This window comes from Streptomyces sp. NPDC008121, from assembly GCF_042957155.1.
GTDB lineage: Bacteria > Actinomycetota > Actinomycetes > Streptomycetales > Streptomycetaceae > Streptomyces.
Window position 1 is genome coordinate 23,464 of sequence record NZ_JBIBHT010000017.1, and the last position, 20,626, is coordinate 44,089.

Genomic DNA, 20,626 nt, shown 5'->3' on the forward strand with positions numbered 1-20,626 from the left:
TGAGTGCCCCGACGAGAACGGCGAAGCATGCACATCCGCGTCCTTGTAACCGGACAGATCACCGACGATGGCGACGAACTCAGCCCCGAGGATGGGGCCCATGCCGGGCATGGACTCGATGATCTCGGCCCGCTCGTCGGTGCGAAACGTCTCGCGGATCTCCCGATCGTTGTCCTTGATCCGTTCCCCCAGGGCCAGCAGCTGGTGGGTCAGCTCGCAGACGAGCCTGGCGGTCCGCTTCTCGCCGGGCAGGGCGGTCTGCTGGGGACTGGGCGGCCTCGACGGCCTTGGCCGCGACGGTGTCTGCGCCACGGACCCTGCGGCGTTCCAGCCACGTCGTCAGTCGCTTCGCCCCGATTATGCGCAGGGCGGCCGGGGTCTGGTATTCGGTGAGCATGACGACCGGGCCCTTGGCCGCGGAGTAGTCGAAGGCCCGCTCCAGGGCGGGGCAGATGCCGACCAGCAGGTCACGGAGCCGGTTGATCAGCCGGACGCGGTCGGCGATGAGGTCGGCCCGGGAGTTCGTCAGGACCCGGAGCGCGGAGACGAGCTCCGGCGGCGTGTCCAGCGGGACGAAGTCCTTCGGTCGCATGCGGGCCTGGTCGGCGATGACCCGGGCATCCCTGGCTTCGGTTTTACCTTCGCCCCGGCAGGCCGGACATCCGGTTGACCGTGCGACCCGGTCACTTAGACCACGTGCTGGTCATGCGCGGCCAGCAGTGCCAGCAGCAGGGTCGATGCGCGGCCGGAGATATCCACCGCCCACCGGACTCATCGGCCCGTCCCTTTTGCGGTGCCGATGAGGGTGAAGATCTGGGCCTCGTCGTTAATCACCGTCGTCGAGAACACCGTCCCGCCATCGGCGTCGAGGGCCACCGCCCAGTGGTGTCCCTTGCCGGCATCGATACCGACCCATATCCGCGCCTGTCGCGCACCCACCTGAGAAGCTCCGTTCCACAGTGACCAGCACTTCCGTGGTCCGAAGAACACCCCGCCAACAGGTCCCTAACCAGCGATGACCGCAGTTCCGCTCGGAGTCTCGTACAGAGGCTACTACGGCGAACTCGCTAAAGAAATCATGCCAGAATATCTGAACTACAAAAATTCAGAAATTTATTTGGATGCAGTAGGGAGGCGGCACTCTTTGGCTTTCGGTCATGAGAGTTACATGGCAACCGTCGGAGAATTCAAGCGGGAGGCGGGTGACGAGGCCCAGATCGGCCTTCCGAGGGCAGTGGAAGTCTGGCTCCCGGCCAACCTCGGCGCCCAGCTCCGCGGGCCCTACGGATGATGCCGCTCTGCAGGACGGCAGGGGCCCGGGCGGGATCTGGCAGTGGGCACTGCCGGGCTGGAGAAGCCGTCTCGTGCGGGGAGCCGGCGGCAGCAGATGAGGGTGCAGGCGGTGCTGGTGACGGCGGCGAAGCGGCCGGCTGTGCATTGACAGCGCCGGTGGAGGACGGCGGCAGCCGGCGGGCCGTGCCATCGCGCCCGGTGGTCCAGCGGTGGCGGCCCGGGCGGGCGAAGGACCCGGTCCCCTTGCGGGCGGCCGGTGGGCGGTGCCGCGGGAGCGGAGCCGTTGGCGCAAGGGGAGGGCTGGCGCAGGCGTTGCCGGGGTGAGTCTGGCCGGCCGCCGGCGGCGGGGACGGCGGCGTGAGCGGACGGATGGGATGCCCCGCACTGCCCACCCCAGGGGGCCTGGCTGTCGTGCAGGTCCGGGCCCGGGTGCCGTCCGGGACGGGGCAGAGCGGAACGTCCGGTGGTCAAGTGGATCTCCGGCCCGCTCTTTCCCCGTCTGCGGGATCCGGACCCGTCGGGCCTCCTCATCCGGTGTGTACGTATGCAGATGGCCCGGGCCTGGACAAAGGATGCGGGGCCGCTTGCGCCTGGCAGCGGATGCCTGGATCTCCCGGGTTTTAAAGGCCTCCTCTGACGGCGCGGAGGGCGGCGGAAGCTGCCACCGCGTACACGCCTGGTCTGGGCCGCGAAGGTGACTGCTGCCAGCACCTTGCGGCCCTCGTAGACGGCGGCTGCTGCCCTGCTGCCGTGACGGAGCAGCGGCGCCCCCCGCCCGGACAGCATCCCCGCACTCATCCGGCGCCCGCCGCTCCACTGTTGCCGCGGCACCAGGCTGCCGGACAGCCCGGATGAGACGTCCTGGGTGCCTCGTGTGCCCCGGGGCCGGAGCCCCGGGCGACAGCCGGTCGGTGCCGTCTGTGCGGCCGGACGGCCGGGGGAATCCAGCCGGCTGTTCCTCCGTGCTGCCGGCTTCGCTTTGCGGGCCGGGTCCGTACTGTCAGGCCGTATATCACTGCGTATGAGGAAGGTGTGTTGCGGGTGTCTGTCATGAAGACAAGCGGGCCGGTGCTGTGCTGCTGGCGGTGTTTGCTGTAGCGGGACTGTGCGGGGCTTCGCCAGCTGCTGCTGTCCCGGGGTCCTCCGTGGCTGCGGCCGGCGGGGAGGCGGTCGTCCAGGCCGGGGTCTATGCCACTTTCGACCTTTCGAATGAAACCGGGAAGAGGCTGACTCTTGCTGAGATCAGGACGGACGGCGCAGAGGGGAGACAGGTCTTCGAGGACGACCAGGGCCGCTTGTGGAATCCCCACACCCCGTACGTCCTTGAGCCGGCAGGAAAAGTCCGGTTCGGTATAGCCCACTATGACGTTCCGAGCGTTTCTGCCGTCTTCACATTCGTCGACGATGCCGGCAACGTGGTCAGTTTCCGGGCCAAGAGCGGCCCGTGGGGGGAGGGTATATGCGAGCGCGTGGAGGAGTGGCAGGTGTACCGGGTGCAGTGCAGCTACCCGTGGGGCGGCCAGAATACGACGGTGAAGATCACCAACCTGTAGGCCGGCGGTGCGGCCTCGCCCCCGGCCCGTGCACAGTGCGCTGACGGCTCTGCCCGGTACAGGCACCCGCCAGCCGCCAGCCGCCAGCCGCCAGCCGGCCAGGAGCGGGATTGCTGCCGGCCGCCGAGTGTGCGCCGCCCGGGTCCCCGGCCGGGGCGGTCCCGGGAGGGCGGCCTGGCCGGGCAGTCTCCGCAGGCTCACCCCCGGCAGCTGCCGGGGGTGAAGGGGCTGAATGCCTCGTGCACCCGGGGTCTGGGTCCGGAGCCCGGCGCGGCAGCCGGTCGGTGCGGTGTGGGCGGCCGGATGGCCGGGGGAATTCAGCGGGCTGTTCCTCCGTGCTGCCGGCTTCGCTTTGCGGGCCGGGTCCGTACTGTCAGGCCGTCTGTCGCTGTGCATGCGGAAGGTGTGTTCCAGGTGTCTGTCATGAAGAAAAAGCGGGCCGGTGCTGCGCTGCTGGCGGTGCTTGCCGTAGCGGGCCTGTGCGGGGTTTCGCCGGCTGTCGCTGTCCCGGAGCCCTCCCGGGCTGCGGCAGGCGGCCAGGCAGCTGCCCCAGCCAGGGTCTATGCCACCGTTGACCTGTCGAATGAAACCGGGAAGAGGCTCACCCCTTGCTGAGATCAGGACGGACGGCGCAGAGGGGAGGCAGGTCTTTGAGGACGACCAGGGCCGCTTGTGGAACCCATACGTCCCCTATGTTCTTGAACCGGCAGGGAGCGTCCGGTTTGCTGTGGCTTTCTACTATGAGGCGAACGTTTCTGCAGTTTTCACGTTCGTCGACGGTGCCGGCAATGCGGTCAGTTTCCGGGCCTGGAGCGGCCCGTGGGGGGAGAGCCGGTGCGAGCGCGTGGGGGAGTGGCAGGTGTACCGGGTGCAGTGCAGCGACTCGTGGGGCGGCGGCCGGACTACGGCGGTGAAGATCCTATAAGCCTGCCGGTGCGGCCTTGACTCCCCTGGCCGTGCGGAAGGCGCTGACGGCTCTCGGCCCGTTACCGGCCACCCGCCGGCCGGCCGGGCGGGCTGAGGGGGCCGTTCCGGCATGCCGCAGGCGGCGGCCAGCAGCCCGGATGGCCTGCAGGCGGGTGCCGGTGTTCGCCGCAGGACGGTACGTCGTGCCAGGCCGCTGCCGTGTTCCGGCCGGTGGCGGCGCGCCTGGACCGGCTCCCGCCCAGGGCCTGCCGGGCTGGATGCGGTGTGGTGTCTTTCCTGGGCTGCAGGGGAAACAGTGCGCTGCCCGCACGCCGGAGGTCCTGGTCCTGGATGTGTGGGCCCTGGCCGCCCGCAGGGGTGCCAGCCGGCTGGCACCCCTGCGGGGCAGATTGCTGAAAGGGCGGGGGGTGGTCGGCGTGTAGCGGCTGCGGGCGGCCGGGGTTCGCCATGATGCTGCCTATGGCTGACCGGTGTGATTCCCGTCTTGCGGCAGACGGGGGGAGGGTGTGGCCCGCGCTGCTGGCTTTTGCTGGGGTTAAGGGTGTCAGCCTGCTTGTCTTTCTGGGTCTGCTGGGCTGGTCGGGGAGGTATCTGGCTGCGGACCGCCGGTTCGGGGGAGGGCGGCGTCCGTGGGATGTCCTGGGTTCCTGGGACGGCTGGTGGTACATGCAGATCGCCACGGACGGCTACAGTCCGGCTCTGGTGCCTCTTCCCGGCGGCCAGGTTTTCACGATAGAGCAGAACTCGGTGGCGTTCTTCCCTCTCTATCCGGGGCTGATGGGCATGGCCGTCCAGGCTGCCGGTATCGGGCCCTACGGCGCGGGAATGACGGTCTCCATTGCAGCGTCGTTCGCTGCCGCAGCCGGGATCTACCGTATCGGGGAGCTGTCGGGTGACTCGCGGACCGGTCTGATTGCTGCGTGCCTGTGGGCGGTGATGCCGGGGGCCGGGGTGCAGTGGTCTGTCTACTCGGAGTCCCTCTACACCGCGCTGGCTGCCTGGACGTGCTGTGCGGTCATGAGGCACGCATGGCATGAGGCAGCGCTACTTTCCTGCCTCGCGGGACTGACCCGCCCTTCGGCTGTCGCCCTGATTATCGCGGTCTGTGCGGCTGCTTCGATAGCCCTGTACTCCCGGCAGGGCCACTGGAGGGGGCCGTTGCTGGCGATTTGCGTGGCGCCTGCGGGGGCCGCCCTCTATGTGGGGTGGGTGGGCTGGTCCCTGGATGATCCGGCTGCGTACTTCATCCTGCAGCGCCGCGCGTGGGCGCACTCCTTCGATTTCGGCCGCAATGCTTTCGCCGCAGCCCGGGCCATCCTGCTGGGGCGTCAGGACTACCTGTTTCCGTCTCCCGCCCAGGACGTGGCCGCTCTTCTTGTTCTCTTCCTGCTGCCGGTGCTGCTCGTGCTAATGCTCAGGTACAGGCTTCCGGCAGTCCTCATGGTGTATACGTGTGCGTCCCTTGTGCTGATGCTGTCCAGCATGCAGATGTTCGGGACAGTCCACCGCTTCCTGCTGCCGCTGTTCCCGCTGGTGATTCCTGCGGCTGCCGGCCTGCGCCGCCTCAGCGTGCGCTGTATCTCCGTACTGCTTGTTTCCCTGTCGGTTAGCTCGGGCTGGTATGCGGGATTCCTGCTTTTCGGTCTGGGGATCCCCTGAGGCAGGTTCGGCCCGGCAGCAGTCCTGGGCCGGGGGAGAAAGCGGCCGACCGCAGGGGCGTGATGAACCTGCACCGCGCCCAGTCCCGGCAGCAGAGCTGCAGTGACCAGGGGGCTGCTGTGCAGTGGCTGCGCGATGCCCGGGGCGGTGTTCTGGCAGCAGCCGGGGGGCCGGGCCGGGGGGAGCGGTGCCTGCTTCGGGGTGAGCGGGGCGGATGCGCCGGGAAGGGCTGGGGTCAGGTGTGCAAGCGGTTGTTGAGGCCGTCGTGGTGGTCGGCGGCTGGTTCGTCGAACCAGTAGTCGCCGGCTGCGAGGTAGCGGAAGGAGTGTTCGCTTTCGCTGGGGAGGATCACGGTGACGGCACGGGTACCGTCGGTGCGGGGGGACAGGGTGTGGGTGCCGGGCTGCCAGCCGTTGAAGTCGCCCACCACGCTGACGGGGCCTGGCGGTGTTTCCTGCGCCAGAACGAAGGTAACTTCGGTGCGGTCCTCGCGCGGCTGGCGCTCCAGCATGGGGGCTCCTGACACGGGTGGAAAAATACGGTCCGGCTGCAGCGGTGTGTCGGCGCGGGGGGTCGGCACTGGCGCCGGGACTGGGGCCGGATGGCCTGTCACCAGCCTCACCCGCCGCCCGGGCTGCCGCATGCCCGCCGCTGCCTGCCGGACACGGTGCGTGCTGCAGAAGTGCAGTTCAGACCGGCAGGAGGCCGGTGCAGATCCGTCGGTGCTGATTGGTCCAGCCGGGCCTTGGATGTGCAGGGGGCGGCGGAAGGAAGAGCGGTGCTCAGCCGTGGAGGCTGCCGGTGAGGGGACATGCCGGGGCCGGTGGGCTGTTCACCGGTTGGCGCCGGCGGGTCCGGTGCCCGGGCAGGTCTGCTGCGGGCAGCCGGCCGGCCGGCAGCAGCTGCGGTGGTTCCTGCCGGGAGGGGAGCGGGGCTGATGGCGTGCCGGGGGCGGCTGGGGGCGGGGGAGCAGGTATGACTGAGGGAAATCATCGGGGTCGGGGCTATTTTCTGCGGGGTCGGTTGATGGCAGTGCGATGGGACCGGCGGTCGGTGCTGAAGAGCGCCGCGCTTGCGGGACTGGTGGGGCTGGTGCCGCCTTCGCCGGCCCGGGTGGGGGGCTGGCCGCCGACGGTGGTGCCGGTGGTGTCGCTGCCGAGGGTCGGTATTGCGCCGGAGCGGGTTATCCGGGAGGCGGCGGGTCTGCGTCCCTTCCGGCGGTCCGGGTTTGTGGTGCGTGCCGAGAGCCTGGGTGAGAAGACCGTGGTCCACAACTATGGCCATGGCGGGTGCGGTGTGACGCTCTCCTGGGGCACCGCCCGTATGGCGCTCAGCCTCGGTCTGGCAACGCCTCACCGCGAGGCGGCGGTGATCGGCTGCGGTGTGATCGGGCTGACCACGGCGCGGATGCTGCAGGATCACGGTTTCACCGTGACGCTCTACGCCGCGGCGCTGCCTCCTGGAACCACGTCGGATGTTGCGGCCGGGGTGTTTGCTGTCACCGAGATCGCCGGCCCTGACCAGCTGGGCGGCCCGTTCCTGCCGCAGCTTCAGGAGGCTGTGCGGTTCGCGCACCGCTACTTCCAGCCCCTTGTCGGCCAGTCCTATGGTGTGCGGTGGGTGACGTTCTGGATGATCGGCCCGAAGCCGCAGACGCAGCCGCCTGACTTCGCTGTGACGCCGGAGATCTACCCGCTGACTTCCTACGGGCCGGGCGAGCACCCCTTCCCGGCAAGGTACGCGGCGAGCTTTCCCACTATGATCGCCGAGACGAACGTATTCCTTCCCCGCCTCCTCAGCGAATTCACCGCCCGCGGCGGCAGGATCACCGTACGGGCGTTCAGCTCCCGGCAGGATCTGGCCGGGCTCGCAGAGCCGCTGCTGTTCAACTGCACCGGGCTCGGCGCCAGGGCACTTTTCGGTGATGAGGAACTTGTGCCGGTCAAGGGCCAGCTCACGGTCCTGCGGCCGCAGGAGGACATCGACTACTGCTATCTCGACGGCCAGGAGTTTCTCTACATGTTCCCGCGCAGCGACGGCATCGTTCTCGGCGGCAGCCATGAGGCCGGGGTGACGACCACTGACCCCGACCCCAGGGTGACCGCCCGCATCTTCAACGGCCACCGCAAGATCATCAATGGCATGCGCTGAACACCCGCACGGCCCGGCGCTCCCGCCCTTTCATCCTCCCCACGCGAAGGCGGCCGGCAGACCGGGGGGCTGATCCCGCTTCCGGAACCCAGGCTGCCCGGCGCGCAGCAGCCCCCCACCGGCCGGGCCGCAGCAGCCCGGCCGGGTGCCCGGGATGTCCCCGGCTGCGGAGCAAAGCCTGTCCGCCCGCACCGCAACCGGCTCACCGCTGCAGTGCAGGCGGTGAGCTGGACGGCGCCCCCGCGCGCCCGGCCCTGACCGCTGGCCCTGCAACCGCTGGCCGCGGCGGTGACCCCGCGCCGCCTGTCGGCCACCGCCGCGGCCAGTCCGCCGGTGCAAGGGGGGGCACGGCTCGCTCTGCAGCAGCCGGGCACTGGCCTGGAGGAGGTGTCCTTGGCTCCCTCGCCGACATGGCCGGTCTTCCTTTCACCACCAAGCCCTACTAGCCGGTCCGCCGCCTGCACCGCCTCGTGCCCGTGAAGGGAGGCCATGGCCATAGACAGGGGATACAAGGGGCGGCAGCGGCGGCCAGCCGCCGGAGGGGCGCGGGCACTGGCTCCGCCCCGCGAACAGCCGGGACCCTGCCGCCGCGCGGCGGACCAGCCGCCCGGCATCCCCACCCCCGGCGTTCCCCGGCTCAGACTGCCCCCAGCCGAGTCGCTGCGACGACTCAGTGGTGGCGGTCTCTCACCGCCACTCGATGAAACAGCGCCTCGTGGCGCACCATGAGGAATTTGTACGTACGGATCACCCCGCCCGCCCCCTTCTTTTTCGCGTCGGCGCGGTCAACATACTGCTGCGGGCGGACACTTCCGCGCTGAACCCGGATATCCGCCGAGGAAGGCGGCCACCGCTACGCCGTCCTCAGGGAGGAGCCCGTCCCTGCGCTTCCCAGTGGCCGGCCCCGGGGCGGTGCGCGGGCCGCTGCGCCACCTCCTGGCCGTGATACCGCTCGCCTCCGTCCCCCCGGGATCATCCCCCTTCACCGCGCAGCGCACCGGGAAATCCACGCCCTCTGCAGCCTGCCCCCCGGAAGGCCTGCCCCGGCTGCCGGCGCGAGGTCTTCGGCGCCGCGCTGAACCGGCGCGAAGCGGCCATGGGGGAGGGATGCGAGAACTCCGGAGCACCTGTCCGTGCACCGCCCGTCCAGGACCGCCCGTCCGGAGAATCGGCCGGCGTCTGGAAGGGCACCGGTTCCCGCTGTCTGCGCGCCGGATACACCAGCCGCATCCACCGGACCGGCACCGGATCCGTCTTCGGGGCTTCCCCGCCGCGTGGTGCGCTCCTCGCGGCGGGGCGCCTCCGGGCACCGTCCAGGACTGCACCGGAACACCGCAAGCGGCCTGCCTGAGCGTCATGACGCAGGCGCAGGGCAATTCTGGCGCTGCGCGCCTGTGCATTTCCGGGACCGCAGTCCCGCCCGCCCGAGGGCCGGGATTCCCTGCGAAGATCAGGCGGGGGCAGGCGTCAGTGCTGGCACTGTGCGAAGAGAGGACCGGGGTGGCCGAGGAGGAAGCCGTGGCTGTCACGGTCGCGGAGCTGATCGCGGAGGCCGCCGGCGGCCAGAGCGGTGCCTTGTGGCGGCTGGGCACGTCCGGGCGCCAGCTGGACGCCAACCTGGTGCGGCTGCTGCCGGACACCGGTGTCGCCGTCCACACGGAAGCCGAGGTCGACGTGCTGTTCCTGGCCGTCGCGGGGGGAGGTTCCCTCACCGTGGACGGCGCCGCGTCAGACCTCGTTCCCGGCGCTCTCACGCTCCTTCCCCGGGGCGCCGCACGCAGGCTGCAGGCCGGCCCGGACGGGCTGGTCTATCTCACCGCGCACCGCAGGCGGGCCGGCATGAGCATCGCAAGGCAGCCCAGGACCGGACCGGGTGCGCAGCAGTGCGCGGTGCATCTGGTGTGCGGCCGGTGCCAGCGGCATGCGATCGAGGCGGACGCCCGGTTCTGCAGCCGGTGCGGCACGCCGCTGGCGCCCCGGCCCGCGGCCACCTGAGGATCGCGGCGGTGTGCGGCCCGGGCGTGACGGGCTCCGCCCGCAACAACCGGGCGGTCACGATGCTGCACGCCCCGAACCCCGGACCCCTGCCCGGCCTGCGCTGCTGGGGGACCTGGCAGGGCAGGCGCGGGGCGGTGCCGTACGCACCGGTCACGACAGGCAGCGCCGGGCTGCCCGCCTCCTCCTGGCCCAGCGGCAGGCTGCCCTCACGTTCGCGGGCGCCGCGGGCCGTCCTGGCCAGCAACCTGCCCGCGGTTCCCGCCCTGCTCCCGCTCGTGGCCCCGGCAGGCCCTGGCCCGGTCCCGGCCCGGTCCTGGCCGTGCTGACCGGTGTGAACGCAGGCCCCCCTCTCACGTATGCGGGCTCTCCCGTCACCGCGGCACCGCTCGCCCTCCTTTGGGTGGGACACCGCCCTGGCCGCCGGTCAAAGACGGCGGCACGTCAGTACCGCCGGCCCCGGCCCCGTCGGCGGCTCCGCCGGCGGCTCTGCCGGGGCTGGTGTCGGGAATCGGGCCGGCCAGAGCGCCGGATCCGCCACCGCCGCCGGCCACAACCAGCAGACGGTCCGCAGCACCGCCGCCAGAGGGACGGATATCGCTGGCCCCGCCGCCGTAGAACCCGCCGACTGCGCCGTTCGCGGCGCCGCCAACGTAAATGTCCAGTTGCTGGCCCGGCGTCACCACGAGAACCGACTCCACGCGCGCCCCCAGGCCCCCGCTCAGGTCTCCCTGGGCTCCGTCCGCGGTCACGCTGAGGGAGCAGCGGGCCGCCGGGCTGGCAGCGCGCCTCGTCAACGCGGCCGAGCGTCCCGGCGGGGCTTCTTTGGCGGCATGCCGCCGTTTTGGCCGTCGCCGCCGGGGCTGACGCACGCGCGGCACGGGAGCGAGCGGGCCGGGTGCGCCAGGCAGCGGCAAACCCCCGGCCGGCCGCGTGTGCCGGGCACAGGGGGCGGACATGGACGGCTGAAAGATGGAGCTCGTCGCGCCAGGCCTCGGAGAGCGCCACGACGTGGTCGATGCCGAGGCCGGACGCGGCGCTCTGGGTGGTGCTACGGCAGCCCGCAGCCGGAGCACAGGGTCCCGAGGAGGGCGCCGCACGCCCGCAGCTGGGTCATCCCGCCGTCCGGGGCTGCTCCGCAGCAGGCTGCGCAAGCGTGCCTGAGCGTCAGGTCCCGGGCGCCGCCCGTATCGGTGACGGTGCTGGCCCGCGGGCCGTGCGGCACCAGCCACTGCTCGTGCTTGTCACTGGCCGTCCCGCGACGCGGCACCGCAGGTCCCGGCACCCCGGTGACGGCCCGGGGCGCACTGTAGGGTTACGGCCCGGCCGCGTCATGCCCGGGCGCCGCCGCCACCGCCGGCGGCGGGTCCGCGTCCCGCAGGCGCAGGACGCAGGCTGGGGGACCGCGGGCAGCATCCCGAGCGGTCCCGTCAGAGGGACCCGGCATACCGCGCCCACGGACACGGCCGCCGGGGAAGCCGTAGCGTCCTTGTCCGCGCTCCCGCTCCGGACGGCCTGCCGGGCCCCTGTATGCGGCCCCAAGCCCGGCGCCGCATACAGGGCCGCAGATGCCCGCGGCTCGTGGCTGCCGCAGACGTGCCCCCGGGCCGCCTCACGCCTGGGCGCGCCCCGGCCTGTTTTTCTACGCGCCTGTCCGGTGTGCCGTGACCAGAAGTTATTCCCAGTCCATCGCGCCGTCGGCGAGGTGCTGCCGGGCCAGGCCGTCGAGGGCTGTGTCGAGGGCGGCCGCCCGGCCGGGATCGTCTGCGATGAAGCGGTACGTGGCGATGGCCGGCCCGTAGCAGGTCTTGAAGAACTCCCAGAATTCTTCCGGCCGGGCGAACCGGTCCACGCGCAGCTGCTGCCGGCGGGCCTGGACGTCGCTCACGCGGTCCCCAAGCAGCGAGTGCACGTGTTCGGGGTCGCCCCACAGCGGTGGCGGCTGGGCACCGGGCGGCGGCGGCGGAGCGTAGGGGCGCATCGCGGCGAACATCTTCCCGATGAACCCCTCAGGGGTCCAGTTGATCAGGCCGACCGTTCCGCCGGGGCGGCAGACCCGGACCAGTTCGTAGGCCGCCCGCTGGCGGTGCGGGGCGAACACGACGCCCACGCAGGACATCGCCGTGTCGAACTCGCCGTCCGCGAAGGGGAGGGCTTCCGCGTCCGCCTCCCGCCAGTCGAGCCGGGCTCCGCGCGCCCCGGCGAACCGGCGGCCGGCCTCCAGGAGTTCGGGGGTGAGGTCGCAGGCGGTGACGTCGGCGCCGGCGAGGGCGGCCGGGATGGCCGCGTGCCCGAGCCGGCCACGACGTCCAGGACCCGGTCTGCCTGGCGGATGCCGCACTCGCGCACCAGCACGCCGCCCAGCTCGTGGATGACCTGCGAGGCCACGGAGGGATAGTCGTAGCGCCCACATCGCACGGTGTTTCGTCCTTCAGGGCATCGGGTGCTGCATTCTCGTTGCTCCTGTCCCTATACCTAGTAGGGCTTGGTCAGGTCAGTTGTGGTTGAGCGTGTCCTTGTGGTTCGGTGTTGCGTTGAGAGAGCGTGGCTCCGGACGAGATTGCGGCTGTGCGTGGCGAGTTGGAGGACTTTGCGGCGGAGGTTTTCGAGCCGTTCGCCAGGAATGACCAACGTCGGTGGGGGCAGGTCTACCTGCGAGGCCTGCTCACTGACGGCCAGCGCAAGTCGGTCGAACCCATGGCCGCCCGGCTGGGGGAGGACGGAATCCGGCAGGCCCTGGCCCACTTTGTGACGGCCAGCCCCTGGGATCCGGCGCATGTGCGGGCCCGGCTGGCCTGGAAGATGGAAAAGGCGGTCCGGCCCACCGTGCTGGTCTTCGATGACGCCGGCTTCCTCAAAGACGGCAATGCCTCGGCGTGTGTATCGCGGCAGTACACCGGCACCGCGGGCAAGGTCACGAACTGCCAGGTGGGCGTGTCACTGCACCTGGCCTCGGATCACGCGTCGGCTGCGGTCAACTGGAGGCTGTTCCTGCCCCGGACGTGGGCGCCCGGGTCTGTGAAGGCGGACCCCGACAAGGTCGCCCGCCGCACCGCCTGCGGCAGTCCCGACGACATCGGGCACGTGGAGAAATGGCAGCTCGCACCCGACATGCTCGACGAGACTCGTTTCTGGGGCATCGAGGTGCCGGTGGCCATTGCTGACGCCGGTTACGGAGACGCGGCCGCCTTCCGGCACGGACTGCAGGCCCGCGGCCTCAACTACGTCGTGGAATCTCCGCCACCCTCTCGGCCCAGCCCGGCGAAGCCGTGCCGGCCACTGAGCCCTATTCCGGCATCGGACGCCGGCCTGTGGCGAAGTACCCGGACAAGCCCCGGCCGGTGAAACAGCTGGTCATCGCGGCGGGCCGGAGGCGGCGAAGCCGGTGCAATGGTGTGAGGGCTCCCGGCCCGGCACGGGCCGCAGCGGCTTCAGGCGGATGTACTCGCGGTTCGTGGCCCCGCGGGTCCGGCCTGCCGGACGCGAGGTCCGCCAGGCCGTCGACGGACCGGAACTGCCTGAGTGCTGGCTCCTGGCCGAGTGGCCCGCCGGACAGAGCGAACCCGTTCAGTTCTGGCTCTCCGACCTGCCCGCCGACACCCCGCTGACCACCCTGGTCCGCCTGGCAAAGCTCCGCTGGCGCATCGAACACGACTGCCGGGAGATGAAACAGGACCTGGGTCTCGCCCACTTCGAGGGCCGCACCTTCAACGGATGGCACCACCACGTCACCCTCGTCTCCGTCGCGACATGGACCGGCGTCTGCCCCACCTGCCACCGCGGCATACCCACACCAGCCCCGACCTGACCAAGCCCTACTAGCGCTTACGCAGCTAAAGAATCAGGGCCAGGAGGGTGACGCCGCCGTCTGCGGCACTCAGACACGCCGCCCCGGCGGGTTCGGGGGAAACGGGGTCACGAGGTACGGAAACGGTCGGCGGGCAGGCGGGGGGCAGCGGCGGCACGGGGCCGGGCTCTGCGGCCGCCCCGGCCGGCACCCCCACACCGCTGCCACCAACGCAGGCAACTGGCAGCCCCTCCGGGCGGTTCGATGTCGGCGGGGGGCGCAGAGTGTTCCTCAGCTGCCAGGGGCGCAGCGACGGCAGCCCTACCGTGCTCCTGCAGTCCGGTTTCCTCAATGCAGGCGACATCTGGGATGCTGCAGAGCATCCTGAGTCGGTCGTTGCTGCCGTATCGAAGGCGACCCGGGTATGCATCTACGACCGCCCGGGCGCGCTTCTGACGGGGAATCCGCTCAAGCCGGGGCGCTGTGACCTGACGGACATGCCCCGGACGGCCAGGGACGTTGTCCAGGAACTGCATGCTCTGCTGCACAGCGCCGGCGTCCGGGGCCCTTATGTGCTGGCGGGACACTCGCTGGGCTCACTCTTCAACTATGCCTACGCCCGTACCTACCCTGCCGAGGCACGGGGGATGGTGTCGGTCGACGGCACAGCGCCAGCCGTCAAAAGCCTTCTGTCAGCAAAAGACTGGAAGACGCTTCTGCAGGACCCTGTGCGCACGAGTGCGCCGGGCAGGGAGAGTTACGACGTGGACCAGAGCCTGCAGCAGATCGCACGCCTGGGCCCTCTGCCCCCTGTCCCCCTCACCGTGCTGGTGGCCGGTAAGGCAGATCCCCTGCCGGGCGACACTCCCCCCGCTTTCAGGGCCGCCTACCGGGCGGCGCGAGAGGTCTGGCCGAGCGCGCAGAAGAAGTTTGCCGAAGAGTCGCTGTCGATGCTCCCGATTGAGCACGCTCTGCTCCCGCAGAATTGACGCGGTGTGTGCGGTTTTCCCTGGCGAGGAGTTCGCGTCGTTGGCGGGTGCGGTAGGAGTCGCCGGTGAGGGTGAGACCTCGGCGTGGTGGACGAGGCGGTCGATCATGGCGGCTCCGACGACGTCGTCGGAAAAGGTCTCTCCCCAGCGTCCGAAGGGCAGGTTCGAGGTCACCATCACCGAGCCCTGCTCGTAGCGGGACGCGATCAGCTGGAAGAACAGGTTCGCGGCGTCCTGGTCGCGGTCCGTTCAGGGATGCCCGGCGGCGATGCGTGGACGCCACGGCGGATGAGCAGGCCGGGCGCAGCGGCCCGGCCAGGACCACAGCGCCCGGGCCTCCGGTGCGGACCGCCGCCCGCAAGGCGGCCGGCATGCCGTGGCAGCGTGCCTGACGGTCTGGCGCCAGTCCAGGGGCGCGGCGGGACGCCAGACCAGGACGCCGTCGGCGGTCCGGCCCCCGGCCTGCCCGGCCAGGCCGCCGAGCGCCTCGGCGAACCCGGTGTGCCGCCGGCCGCATGCCAGTCTCCGCTTCCCGGGGGCGGGATTCTGTCTCCAGCGGGTGCCTTGCGCCAGGGCCCCGTCAATTCCCGCCCCGGCCCTATAGGGCAGCGGCGCCCCGCACCGCCGCCGCGGCGGTGCGGAAGGCTTACATCCCCGCCGGCCAGGGACAACTGCAGATCACGGCCGGCTTGACGGATGAGGAGCTGCGAAGTTTCCGGACAGCTGCCATGCGCTTGAAATTACGCCGCAAGCTGCATGCTGCAGCGTTCAGGATATGCCTCATGCGGCGTCAGGTCTCCGAGTGCCGAGTGAAGCCGTTTGCGGTTGTACCAGAATTCGATGTACCTCGTGATGTCCTGTTTGGCCTCCTCGCGTGTGCTGTAGGTGATGCGGCTTACTCGCTCATTCTTCAGGGCACCGAAGAACGGTTCGGCCAATGGCATTGTCATAACAGATACCCGTTCGGCCGGCGGAGCGTCGAAGGCTGGAACGGTCGAGGGTCTTGCCGTACTCGGCCGACATATAATTACCGCCCCGGTCGGAGTGGACGATGGCCTTCTTGGCCAATTCGCGATTGCGGGCCGCATTGTTGATCGCCCGGGATATCAGCGCTGTCCGGTAGTGGTCGTCCATGGCGTATCCGACAACTTCCCTGGTGCGGCAGTCGATAACGGTCGCCAGGAAAATCCAGCTTTGGCCGGTAGGGATATACGTTATATCCCCGACCAGCTTCTCTCCGGGATTATCTGCGGTGAAGTTGCGGCCGACAGGTCGTGCACGGGAATCGGCAGGCCGGCCTTGGTCAGGCTGAACCGCTTCGGCTTGGGCTGGCAGGGCACGAGGCGGAGCTCCCGCATGAGCTGCCGGACCAGCTCCGGCCCGTAACGCCCCAGCGGCACAGCTGTGCGTGCACGCGCCGGTAGCCGTAGGTGCTGTCGTAATCCTCAAATGCTTCCGCAACGAGAATCTTGAGTTTTTCCCGGCGGGCGGTCGTCGCGGAATCCGGTTTGCTGCGCCACTCGCAAGATCCGGCGCGGGAGACGCCGAGTCTGATGCTCATGAAGTCGATGGGCTACGCGCACTCCGCCGTGTCGAGTCTCATCTGATCGATAAACTCGAACTTCTCGCTTATCGGTGATCCTTCGCGAAGTACGCTGCGGCTTTCTTCGGGAAGCTGTTCTCCATTTCCAGCTCGCGATTACGCCGCTCAAGCTCCCCCAAGCGTGCCCGCTCAGTCACCGTCAGTTCCGCATCGGCTGACGGTTTCTGCTGGCTCCTATGCTTCTTCACCCAGCCACGAAGGGTTTCTGGAGCGAGGTTGAGCTACCGGGCTACCTCGGTGACGGTCTTGCCAGACCTCAACGCGATCTGGACGGCTTCCTCGCGGAACTCCGGCGAGTACTTGCTCGGTGGTGACACTGTTACCTCGTTTCCCGTCACAAGGATCCTATTGGGTCCCTGTCCGGAAACCTCGAGGCACCTCACGGAAAAACATTCCCCTGTGGCCCCGGACGCTTCGAGCCCCGTACTGCCCCCAGCAAGGCGTTCATCCCCCCGGCAGCGGCGCCCGGGGGACTGACCCGCGCAAATCTGCGGTGAGAGAGGTCCCGCCTGCCCCTGCACCGCCCGGCTGGAGTTCTGGGCGCGCTCATGGTTTCGTAGAAAATGCGTTCAGGTGTACACGCTGGCCTGGTTAGCACTGGCATGCCCCGGCCAGCGGTTCCCGGCGGCGCCGCTTCCGGCCACTGTTAAGCAGGGGCCGAAGCGGCGCCGCTGAAGCCGCGCGACGGTGGGTCATACGAGCCTGATTCTGCGAGGGTGCAGGCTTCCTGGCGAACGCGAGCGACCGGCTTGCGCTCGTAGCGCTGGTGGAGCCGGCGGCGCCCGGTGCGCCACAGGCGTGGTCCGTTCAACGGTCTGGCGAGGGCCCCGGCGCTGCGGCCACTGGGCCCCCCTTGCGTGTGCGATGCCGTATTCGCGCAGCCATCTGCGCAAGAGTCCCGTTCCGCCGTGGTCTGGCCAGGAGTGCGCCGACGGGGCCCGCGGCGGAAAGGGACCGGCAGATATGGCCCCTGACCCGCAGGCTCAGCCAGGCTGTCATACAGGTCCGGCATCCCGGCACAGACGGCCAGACCTGCCCGCCCGGTGATCAGCTGGATCTCCGGGCAGAGCGTTGGCCAGAGGCACGAGCCTCCCCTGGGCACTCTCGTCGCACCGTGGATGCCGGCACGCTGATGCCGCATGGTGAGGCCGGGGAGAATGCAGGCGCTGGAGCGAAGGCGTAACGGATGAGACGGCCAGCGGCGTGTATACAGGCCCTGGTGTCCGCCAGGGGGTGACCGCCCACGCCGCCGCCGTGAACCAGGCGGGAAAGAAGGCCCTGTGGCCGACACTGGAGTCCGGACGGGGCGAGAGGCGCCCACCATGCGGCGGGGCCATATAATCAGGCAAGATGCACCGTATCTCCGTTTCAGGAAGTCTGATGCGGATAGTGATGCTGGTACGGAAGGCTGCGGCCTTGGCACCAGCAGGACCCTCCTGGAAGCAGCACAAGCAGCCATGAACCGCGCAGTCACCGGCGAGCGATGAATCAGCACATTCCACCAAGCGCAGTGAGCACAGGCCCGCCAGGCACGTTCGGCGCGAGCCGGGCCTTCGCCTGGATGCTGGTGATCACCGGCGCGGCCGGGGTGCTCGCCGCCTGGGTCATCACGATCGACAAGTTCAAGCTGCTGGAGGACCCGGACTTCACCCCGGGGTGCAGCCTCAACCCGATCGTCTCCTGCGGCAACATCATGGAGAGCGACCAGGCGTCGGTCTTCGGCTTCCCCAACCCCATGCTGGGCCTCGTCACCTACGCCATGGTCGTCGCGATCGGCCTCGCCCTCCTCGCGGGTGCCCGCTACCGCCGCTGGTACTGGCTCGGCCTGAACGCCGGCACCCTCTTCGGCGTCGGGTTCTGCACCTGGCTGATGTACCAGTCGCTGTACGAGATCAACTCCCTGTGCCTGTGGTGCTGCCTGGTCTGGGTCGCCACCATCGTCATGTTCTGGTACGTGACCTCGCACAACGTCCGCCAGGGCGTCATCCCGGCCCCGGGCGCCCTGCGGACCTTCTTCGCCGAGTTCACCTGGGTGCTGCCCGTCCTGCACATCGGGATCATCGGCATGCTGATCCTGACCCGCTGGTGGAACTTCTGGACCAGCTGAGACCCGTTGTTCCGAACTGCTCAGCCGCCTGCATCTAATCTGTTCCGCGCCCTGACGTCCTGCTGGAGCCAGCCCCCGTATCCGCATACAGCCACGCGGGTGGCAGGTACCCGGCTGCCGCCGGGCAAAGGCGGTGCGGAAGTGTATGTGCTGGGCAGGCCGTGCCTGGAAGTTCAGGAGCTCCCCTGGGCCTGGGCGGCCCCGAAAGCCGCGTGGAGCCAGCGGAGCTTCAGCAGTCGGCACCAAGCGTCCTCGGTGACGTCCGCGGCCCCCGGGCTGGAGCCGCCGCTGGTGCACGCGCGCGGTGGTGCGCCCCGCCGTGGCGGGGCAGACCGGTGCGGGCACGGTGTTGTGGTGAGGGCGTGTCAGGGTGGGGGGTGTCTCTCTGTCCTTCGTCAAGGATGTGGCGCCGGGTTTGGGGTTGGTTGTTTGGGGCGGTCATGCTGCGAGGGTGATGGTGGGGTGCGGGATTCGTAGAAGGTGCCGTCGAGGAGCATGGCGAAGAGGACGCTGATGCGTTGGCGGGCGAGGCGGAGGAGCGCTTGGGTGTGGGTTTTGCCGCGTGCTCTTTGCCGGTCCTAGCAGGTCCGTGAAGCGGAGTCGGCGTTCATGCAGGCGAAGGCGGAGAGGAACATCGCGCGTTTGACTGCCGGTTTCCGCCGCGGGGCGCCTGTTCGCCGTGGACCGAGGTCCCGGATGACCTCGTGGTGGGGGCGAGGCCGGCGCAGGAGGCGAGGCGGGCGGCGGTGGGGAAGCCGGTCCCGTCGTCGGCGGTGACCAGGAGGACGGCGGCGGTCCTGACTCCGACGCACGGCATCGAGGTCAGGACCGGGTGACGAGGGTGGGCCTCCAGCAGGGTGCTGATCTGGGCTTCCAGGGCCCGGCGCTGGTCGGCCTCGCGCCATTCCTCGACCAGGCCGGCGAGCACGCCGTCGAGGTCTGCCGGCCCAAGCGGGCCGCCAGCCGCGGCGGACGAAAATCCGGCATGCCCGACGCCAAAGCGCGCCGCGAAGGAAGCCCTGGCCACCGAGCACCTGATCCAGCCCCGGCTCCGCGGCGAACGCGAGGCACTACGCGTCCGTCTCGCCACCCGCCAGGGCGCAGTCCTTGCCCCGACCGCGGCGATCAACCAGCTCAAGGCCCCGACCCTCTCCGCACCAGACGGCCTCCGCGCCGAACTGCGCAACTGAAACGCCCGGCCCAGGTCACCTACTGCGCCCAGCTCCGCGACCGGCCCGCCCTGGACCTGGACCCCCGGATGACAGCACGGGCCCTGCGCTTCACCGCCCACAGCATCCAGGCCCTGCAGGCCGAGGCCAAAGACCCTGAGAAGGACATCCTCACCCTGGCCAGGGGAGCCGCTCCAGAGCTTCCCGGCCTGCCCGGCACCGGACCGGTCACCGCAGCCCAGATCCTGCTCAGCCGGCCCCACCAGGGCCGGTTCCGCCCGGAAGCCGCCTTCGCGCCCTCCGCCGGAGCCTCCCCGGTCCCCGCCTCCTCCGGACTCACCAACCGGCACCCCCCTCAACCGCAGCGGAGACCGGCAGCTCAACCGGGCCATCCACACCACCACCCTGATTCCCATGCGGCTCCACTCCGCCACAAAGGCGTGCACCGCCCGCAGAATCACCGAGGGCAACACCTCCCGCGACGCACAGCGATGCCTCAAGCGCACCACCTGCCGCCAGATCTTCAAGATCCCCGAACGGACTCACCGAACCAAGACCGGAAGCATCGAGGAACCTGCACAAGCTGCTTGACACGACATAGCAGCCCCGGGGCGGTCCTGGTACGGCGCGCGAGCACCGTTATGGCGTCCGGGATCCTGTTGGTGCTGTGTGACAGCGGCGGGCTGCCGGTGCTGGCGGGCAGGCCGCCTATCCGGTTGGAGGTACAGGGTGGCTTCTGCAGGGCGCCGGGCCGACGGGCGTGAACGCGCTAGCAGACGTTCCAGGACATCGCGCGCAGCAGACCGGGACCCGCGCGCGGCGGGATGGTTCTGAGCGGGGGCGTGCAGGAGCAGGCTGTCTGGGGGTCTCGTGCTGGTCTCTCTGGGACATTTGGGAAGGCAGGCCGGTTGCCGTCCCGTCTGCATAGGGCCTGGCCCCTGGCCCGGCCGGCTGTCGGGGAGCAGGCGGTGCCGCGTAGCCGGCACCCGCCGCGTACGGGCGGCGTGCGGGCCGGCCGGCCAGTGGCGCGTCGGCCGGGAACAGCCTGATCACCGGACACTGCCCGGCAGCCGGGCACGGTTGAGTGGTCTCACAACAGTGTCCCCCGCCGACTGGAACCCGCAATGCGTTCACTTCTTCCCGGTTCGGGCTCCGGCTTCCTGCCCGCTGACCGTCCCCGGGCTAAGGGGGCGTGCCGCCATACAGGCTGGCCGCGGCGTATTGCTCTGGCGATGGTGCTGGTGTTGGCGGTGACCACGGTGCCGGTTGTCACTGCTGCTGCTTCCGTGCCTGCGGCCGTGTCCAGTCCGGCGGGGGTGTCGGGTGCGGTGGTGTTGGGTGGGGGTGCTTCGGGGAGTGTCAGTGAGCAGACGGGTGCGTTTGCCATGGTGCT

13 protein-coding genes and 4 pseudogenes are annotated in these 20,626 nt (G+C 70.1%); 9 read left to right on the top strand and 8 right to left on the bottom strand.

Features of this window, described 5'->3' with window-relative positions; translation table 11 throughout:
- Positions 1-21 precede the first annotated feature (21 nt).
- Positions 22-939 (bottom strand): annotated as a pseudogene (locus ACFZBD_RS32790) (IS110 family transposase); the annotation flags it as partial.
- Between the two features lie 229 nt (positions 940-1,168).
- On the opposite strand from ACFZBD_RS32790, the gene ACFZBD_RS32795 reads away from it, so the two are divergent.
- From ACFZBD_RS32795 to ACFZBD_RS32805, 3 genes are all read left to right on the top strand, one after another.
- Positions 1,169-1,291, top strand: a complete 123-nt coding sequence (locus tag ACFZBD_RS32795) for a hypothetical protein (RefSeq protein ID WP_391146853.1) — start codon at positions 1,169-1,171, stop codon at positions 1,289-1,291.
- A 1,147-nt stretch (positions 1,292-2,438) separates the two neighbouring features.
- Positions 2,439-2,846, top strand: a complete 408-nt coding sequence (locus ACFZBD_RS32800; RefSeq protein ID WP_391146855.1) for a hypothetical protein — start codon at positions 2,439-2,441, stop codon at positions 2,844-2,846.
- A gap of 1,593 nt (positions 2,847-4,439) precedes the next feature.
- Entirely contained in the window at positions 4,440-5,432 is a 993-nt protein-coding gene (locus ACFZBD_RS32805; RefSeq protein ID WP_391146857.1) for a hypothetical protein, read from the top strand.
- A gap of 235 nt (positions 5,433-5,667) precedes the next feature.
- Here ACFZBD_RS32805 and ACFZBD_RS32810 read toward each other — a convergent pair whose 3' ends face one another.
- Positions 5,668-5,943, bottom strand: coding sequence for an isoamylase early set domain-containing protein (locus tag ACFZBD_RS32810; protein ID WP_391146859.1), 276 nt, complete (start codon positions 5,941-5,943; stop codon positions 5,668-5,670).
- A gap of 542 nt (positions 5,944-6,485) precedes the next feature.
- On the opposite strand from ACFZBD_RS32810, the gene ACFZBD_RS32815 reads away from it, so the two are divergent.
- Together ACFZBD_RS32815 and ACFZBD_RS32820 are read left to right on the top strand one after the other, a co-directional pair.
- Positions 6,486-7,583: an FAD-dependent oxidoreductase gene (locus ACFZBD_RS32815; protein WP_391146860.1), complete on the top strand. Its 1,098-nt coding sequence runs from the start codon at positions 6,486-6,488 to the stop codon at positions 7,581-7,583.
- A gap of 1,518 nt (positions 7,584-9,101) precedes the next feature.
- Positions 9,102-9,578 (top strand): hypothetical protein, encoded by a 477-nt coding sequence (locus ACFZBD_RS32820; protein ID WP_391146863.1) that lies wholly within the window; start codon positions 9,102-9,104, stop codon positions 9,576-9,578.
- Between the two features lie 1,675 nt (positions 9,579-11,253).
- Here ACFZBD_RS32820 and ACFZBD_RS32825 read toward each other — a convergent pair.
- Positions 11,254-11,919: a methyltransferase domain-containing protein gene (locus ACFZBD_RS32825; protein ID WP_391146865.1), complete on the bottom strand. Its 666-nt coding sequence runs from the start codon at positions 11,917-11,919 to the stop codon at positions 11,254-11,256.
- 203 nt (positions 11,920-12,122) lie between these two features.
- Between ACFZBD_RS32825 and ACFZBD_RS32830 the strand changes: the two are divergent.
- Both ACFZBD_RS32830 and ACFZBD_RS32835 read left to right on the top strand, forming a co-directional pair.
- Positions 12,123-13,386 (top strand): annotated as a pseudogene (locus ACFZBD_RS32830) (IS701 family transposase).
- 305 nt (positions 13,387-13,691) lie between these two features.
- Positions 13,692-14,354 carry an alpha/beta fold hydrolase gene (locus ACFZBD_RS32835; protein WP_391146868.1) on the top strand — a complete coding sequence of 221 codons (663 nt, stop codon included), beginning with the start codon at positions 13,692-13,694 and terminating at the stop codon, positions 14,352-14,354.
- Between the two features lie 135 nt (positions 14,355-14,489).
- Here ACFZBD_RS32835 and ACFZBD_RS32840 read toward each other — a convergent pair.
- The 4 genes and pseudogenes from ACFZBD_RS32840 to ACFZBD_RS32855 form a co-directional block, all read right to left on the bottom strand.
- Positions 14,490-14,534, bottom strand: a pseudogene (locus ACFZBD_RS32840) (hypothetical protein); the annotation flags it as partial.
- A gap of 560 nt (positions 14,535-15,094) precedes the next feature.
- A complete protein-coding gene (locus ACFZBD_RS32845; protein WP_391146870.1) occupies positions 15,095-15,304 on the bottom strand; it encodes an IS3 family transposase in 210 nt (69 codons plus the stop codon).
- Entirely contained in the window at positions 15,258-15,689 is a 432-nt protein-coding gene (locus ACFZBD_RS32850; protein ID WP_391146890.1) for a DDE-type integrase/transposase/recombinase, read from the bottom strand. The genes ACFZBD_RS32845 and ACFZBD_RS32850 overlap by 47 nt, the downstream gene beginning before the upstream one ends.
- Complete coding sequence (locus ACFZBD_RS32855; protein WP_391146871.1) at positions 15,658-15,915, bottom strand: IS3 family transposase; 258 nt, start codon at positions 15,913-15,915, stop codon at positions 15,658-15,660. The genes ACFZBD_RS32850 and ACFZBD_RS32855 overlap by 32 nt, the downstream gene beginning before the upstream one ends.
- Positions 15,916-17,440: 1,525 nt before the next feature.
- On the opposite strand from ACFZBD_RS32855, the gene ACFZBD_RS32860 reads away from it, so the two are divergent.
- Entirely contained in the window at positions 17,441-18,064 is a 624-nt protein-coding gene (locus ACFZBD_RS32860) for a vitamin K epoxide reductase family protein (RefSeq protein WP_391146874.1), read from the top strand.
- 395 nt (positions 18,065-18,459) lie between these two features.
- Here the strand turns inward: ACFZBD_RS32860 and ACFZBD_RS32865 are convergent.
- Positions 18,460-19,013 (bottom strand): annotated as a pseudogene (locus ACFZBD_RS32865) (transposase); the annotation flags it as partial.
- Positions 19,014-19,322: 309 nt separating this feature from the next.
- On the opposite strand from ACFZBD_RS32865, the gene ACFZBD_RS32870 reads away from it, so the two are divergent.
- Positions 19,323-19,997: a transposase gene (locus ACFZBD_RS32870; protein ID WP_391146877.1), complete on the top strand. Its 675-nt coding sequence runs from the start codon at positions 19,323-19,325 to the stop codon at positions 19,995-19,997.
- Positions 19,998-20,626: the final 629 nt, after the last annotated feature.

Coding starts and splice junctions, on each gene's coding strand:
- ACFZBD_RS32795 (WP_391146853.1), top strand. CDS start 1,169: ATGGCAACCGTCGGAGAATTCAAGCGGGAGGCGGGTGACGAGGCCCAG.
- ACFZBD_RS32805 (WP_391146857.1), top strand. CDS start 4,440: ATGCAGATCGCCACGGACGGCTACAGTCCGGCTCTGGTGCCTCTTCCC.
- ACFZBD_RS32810 (WP_391146859.1), bottom strand. CDS start 5,943: ATGCTGGAGCGCCAGCCGCGCGAGGACCGCACCGAAGTTACCTTCGTT.
- ACFZBD_RS32845 (WP_391146870.1), bottom strand. CDS start 15,304: ATGACAATGCCATTGGCCGAACCGTTCTTCGGTGCCCTGAAGAATGAG.
- ACFZBD_RS32855 (WP_391146871.1), bottom strand. CDS start 15,915: ATGAGCATCAGACTCGGCGTCTCCCGCGCCGGATCTTGCGAGTGGCGC.
- ACFZBD_RS32860 (WP_391146874.1), top strand. CDS start 17,441: ATGAATCAGCACATTCCACCAAGCGCAGTGAGCACAGGCCCGCCAGGC.
- ACFZBD_RS32870 (WP_391146877.1), top strand. CDS start 19,323: ATGACAGCACGGGCCCTGCGCTTCACCGCCCACAGCATCCAGGCCCTG.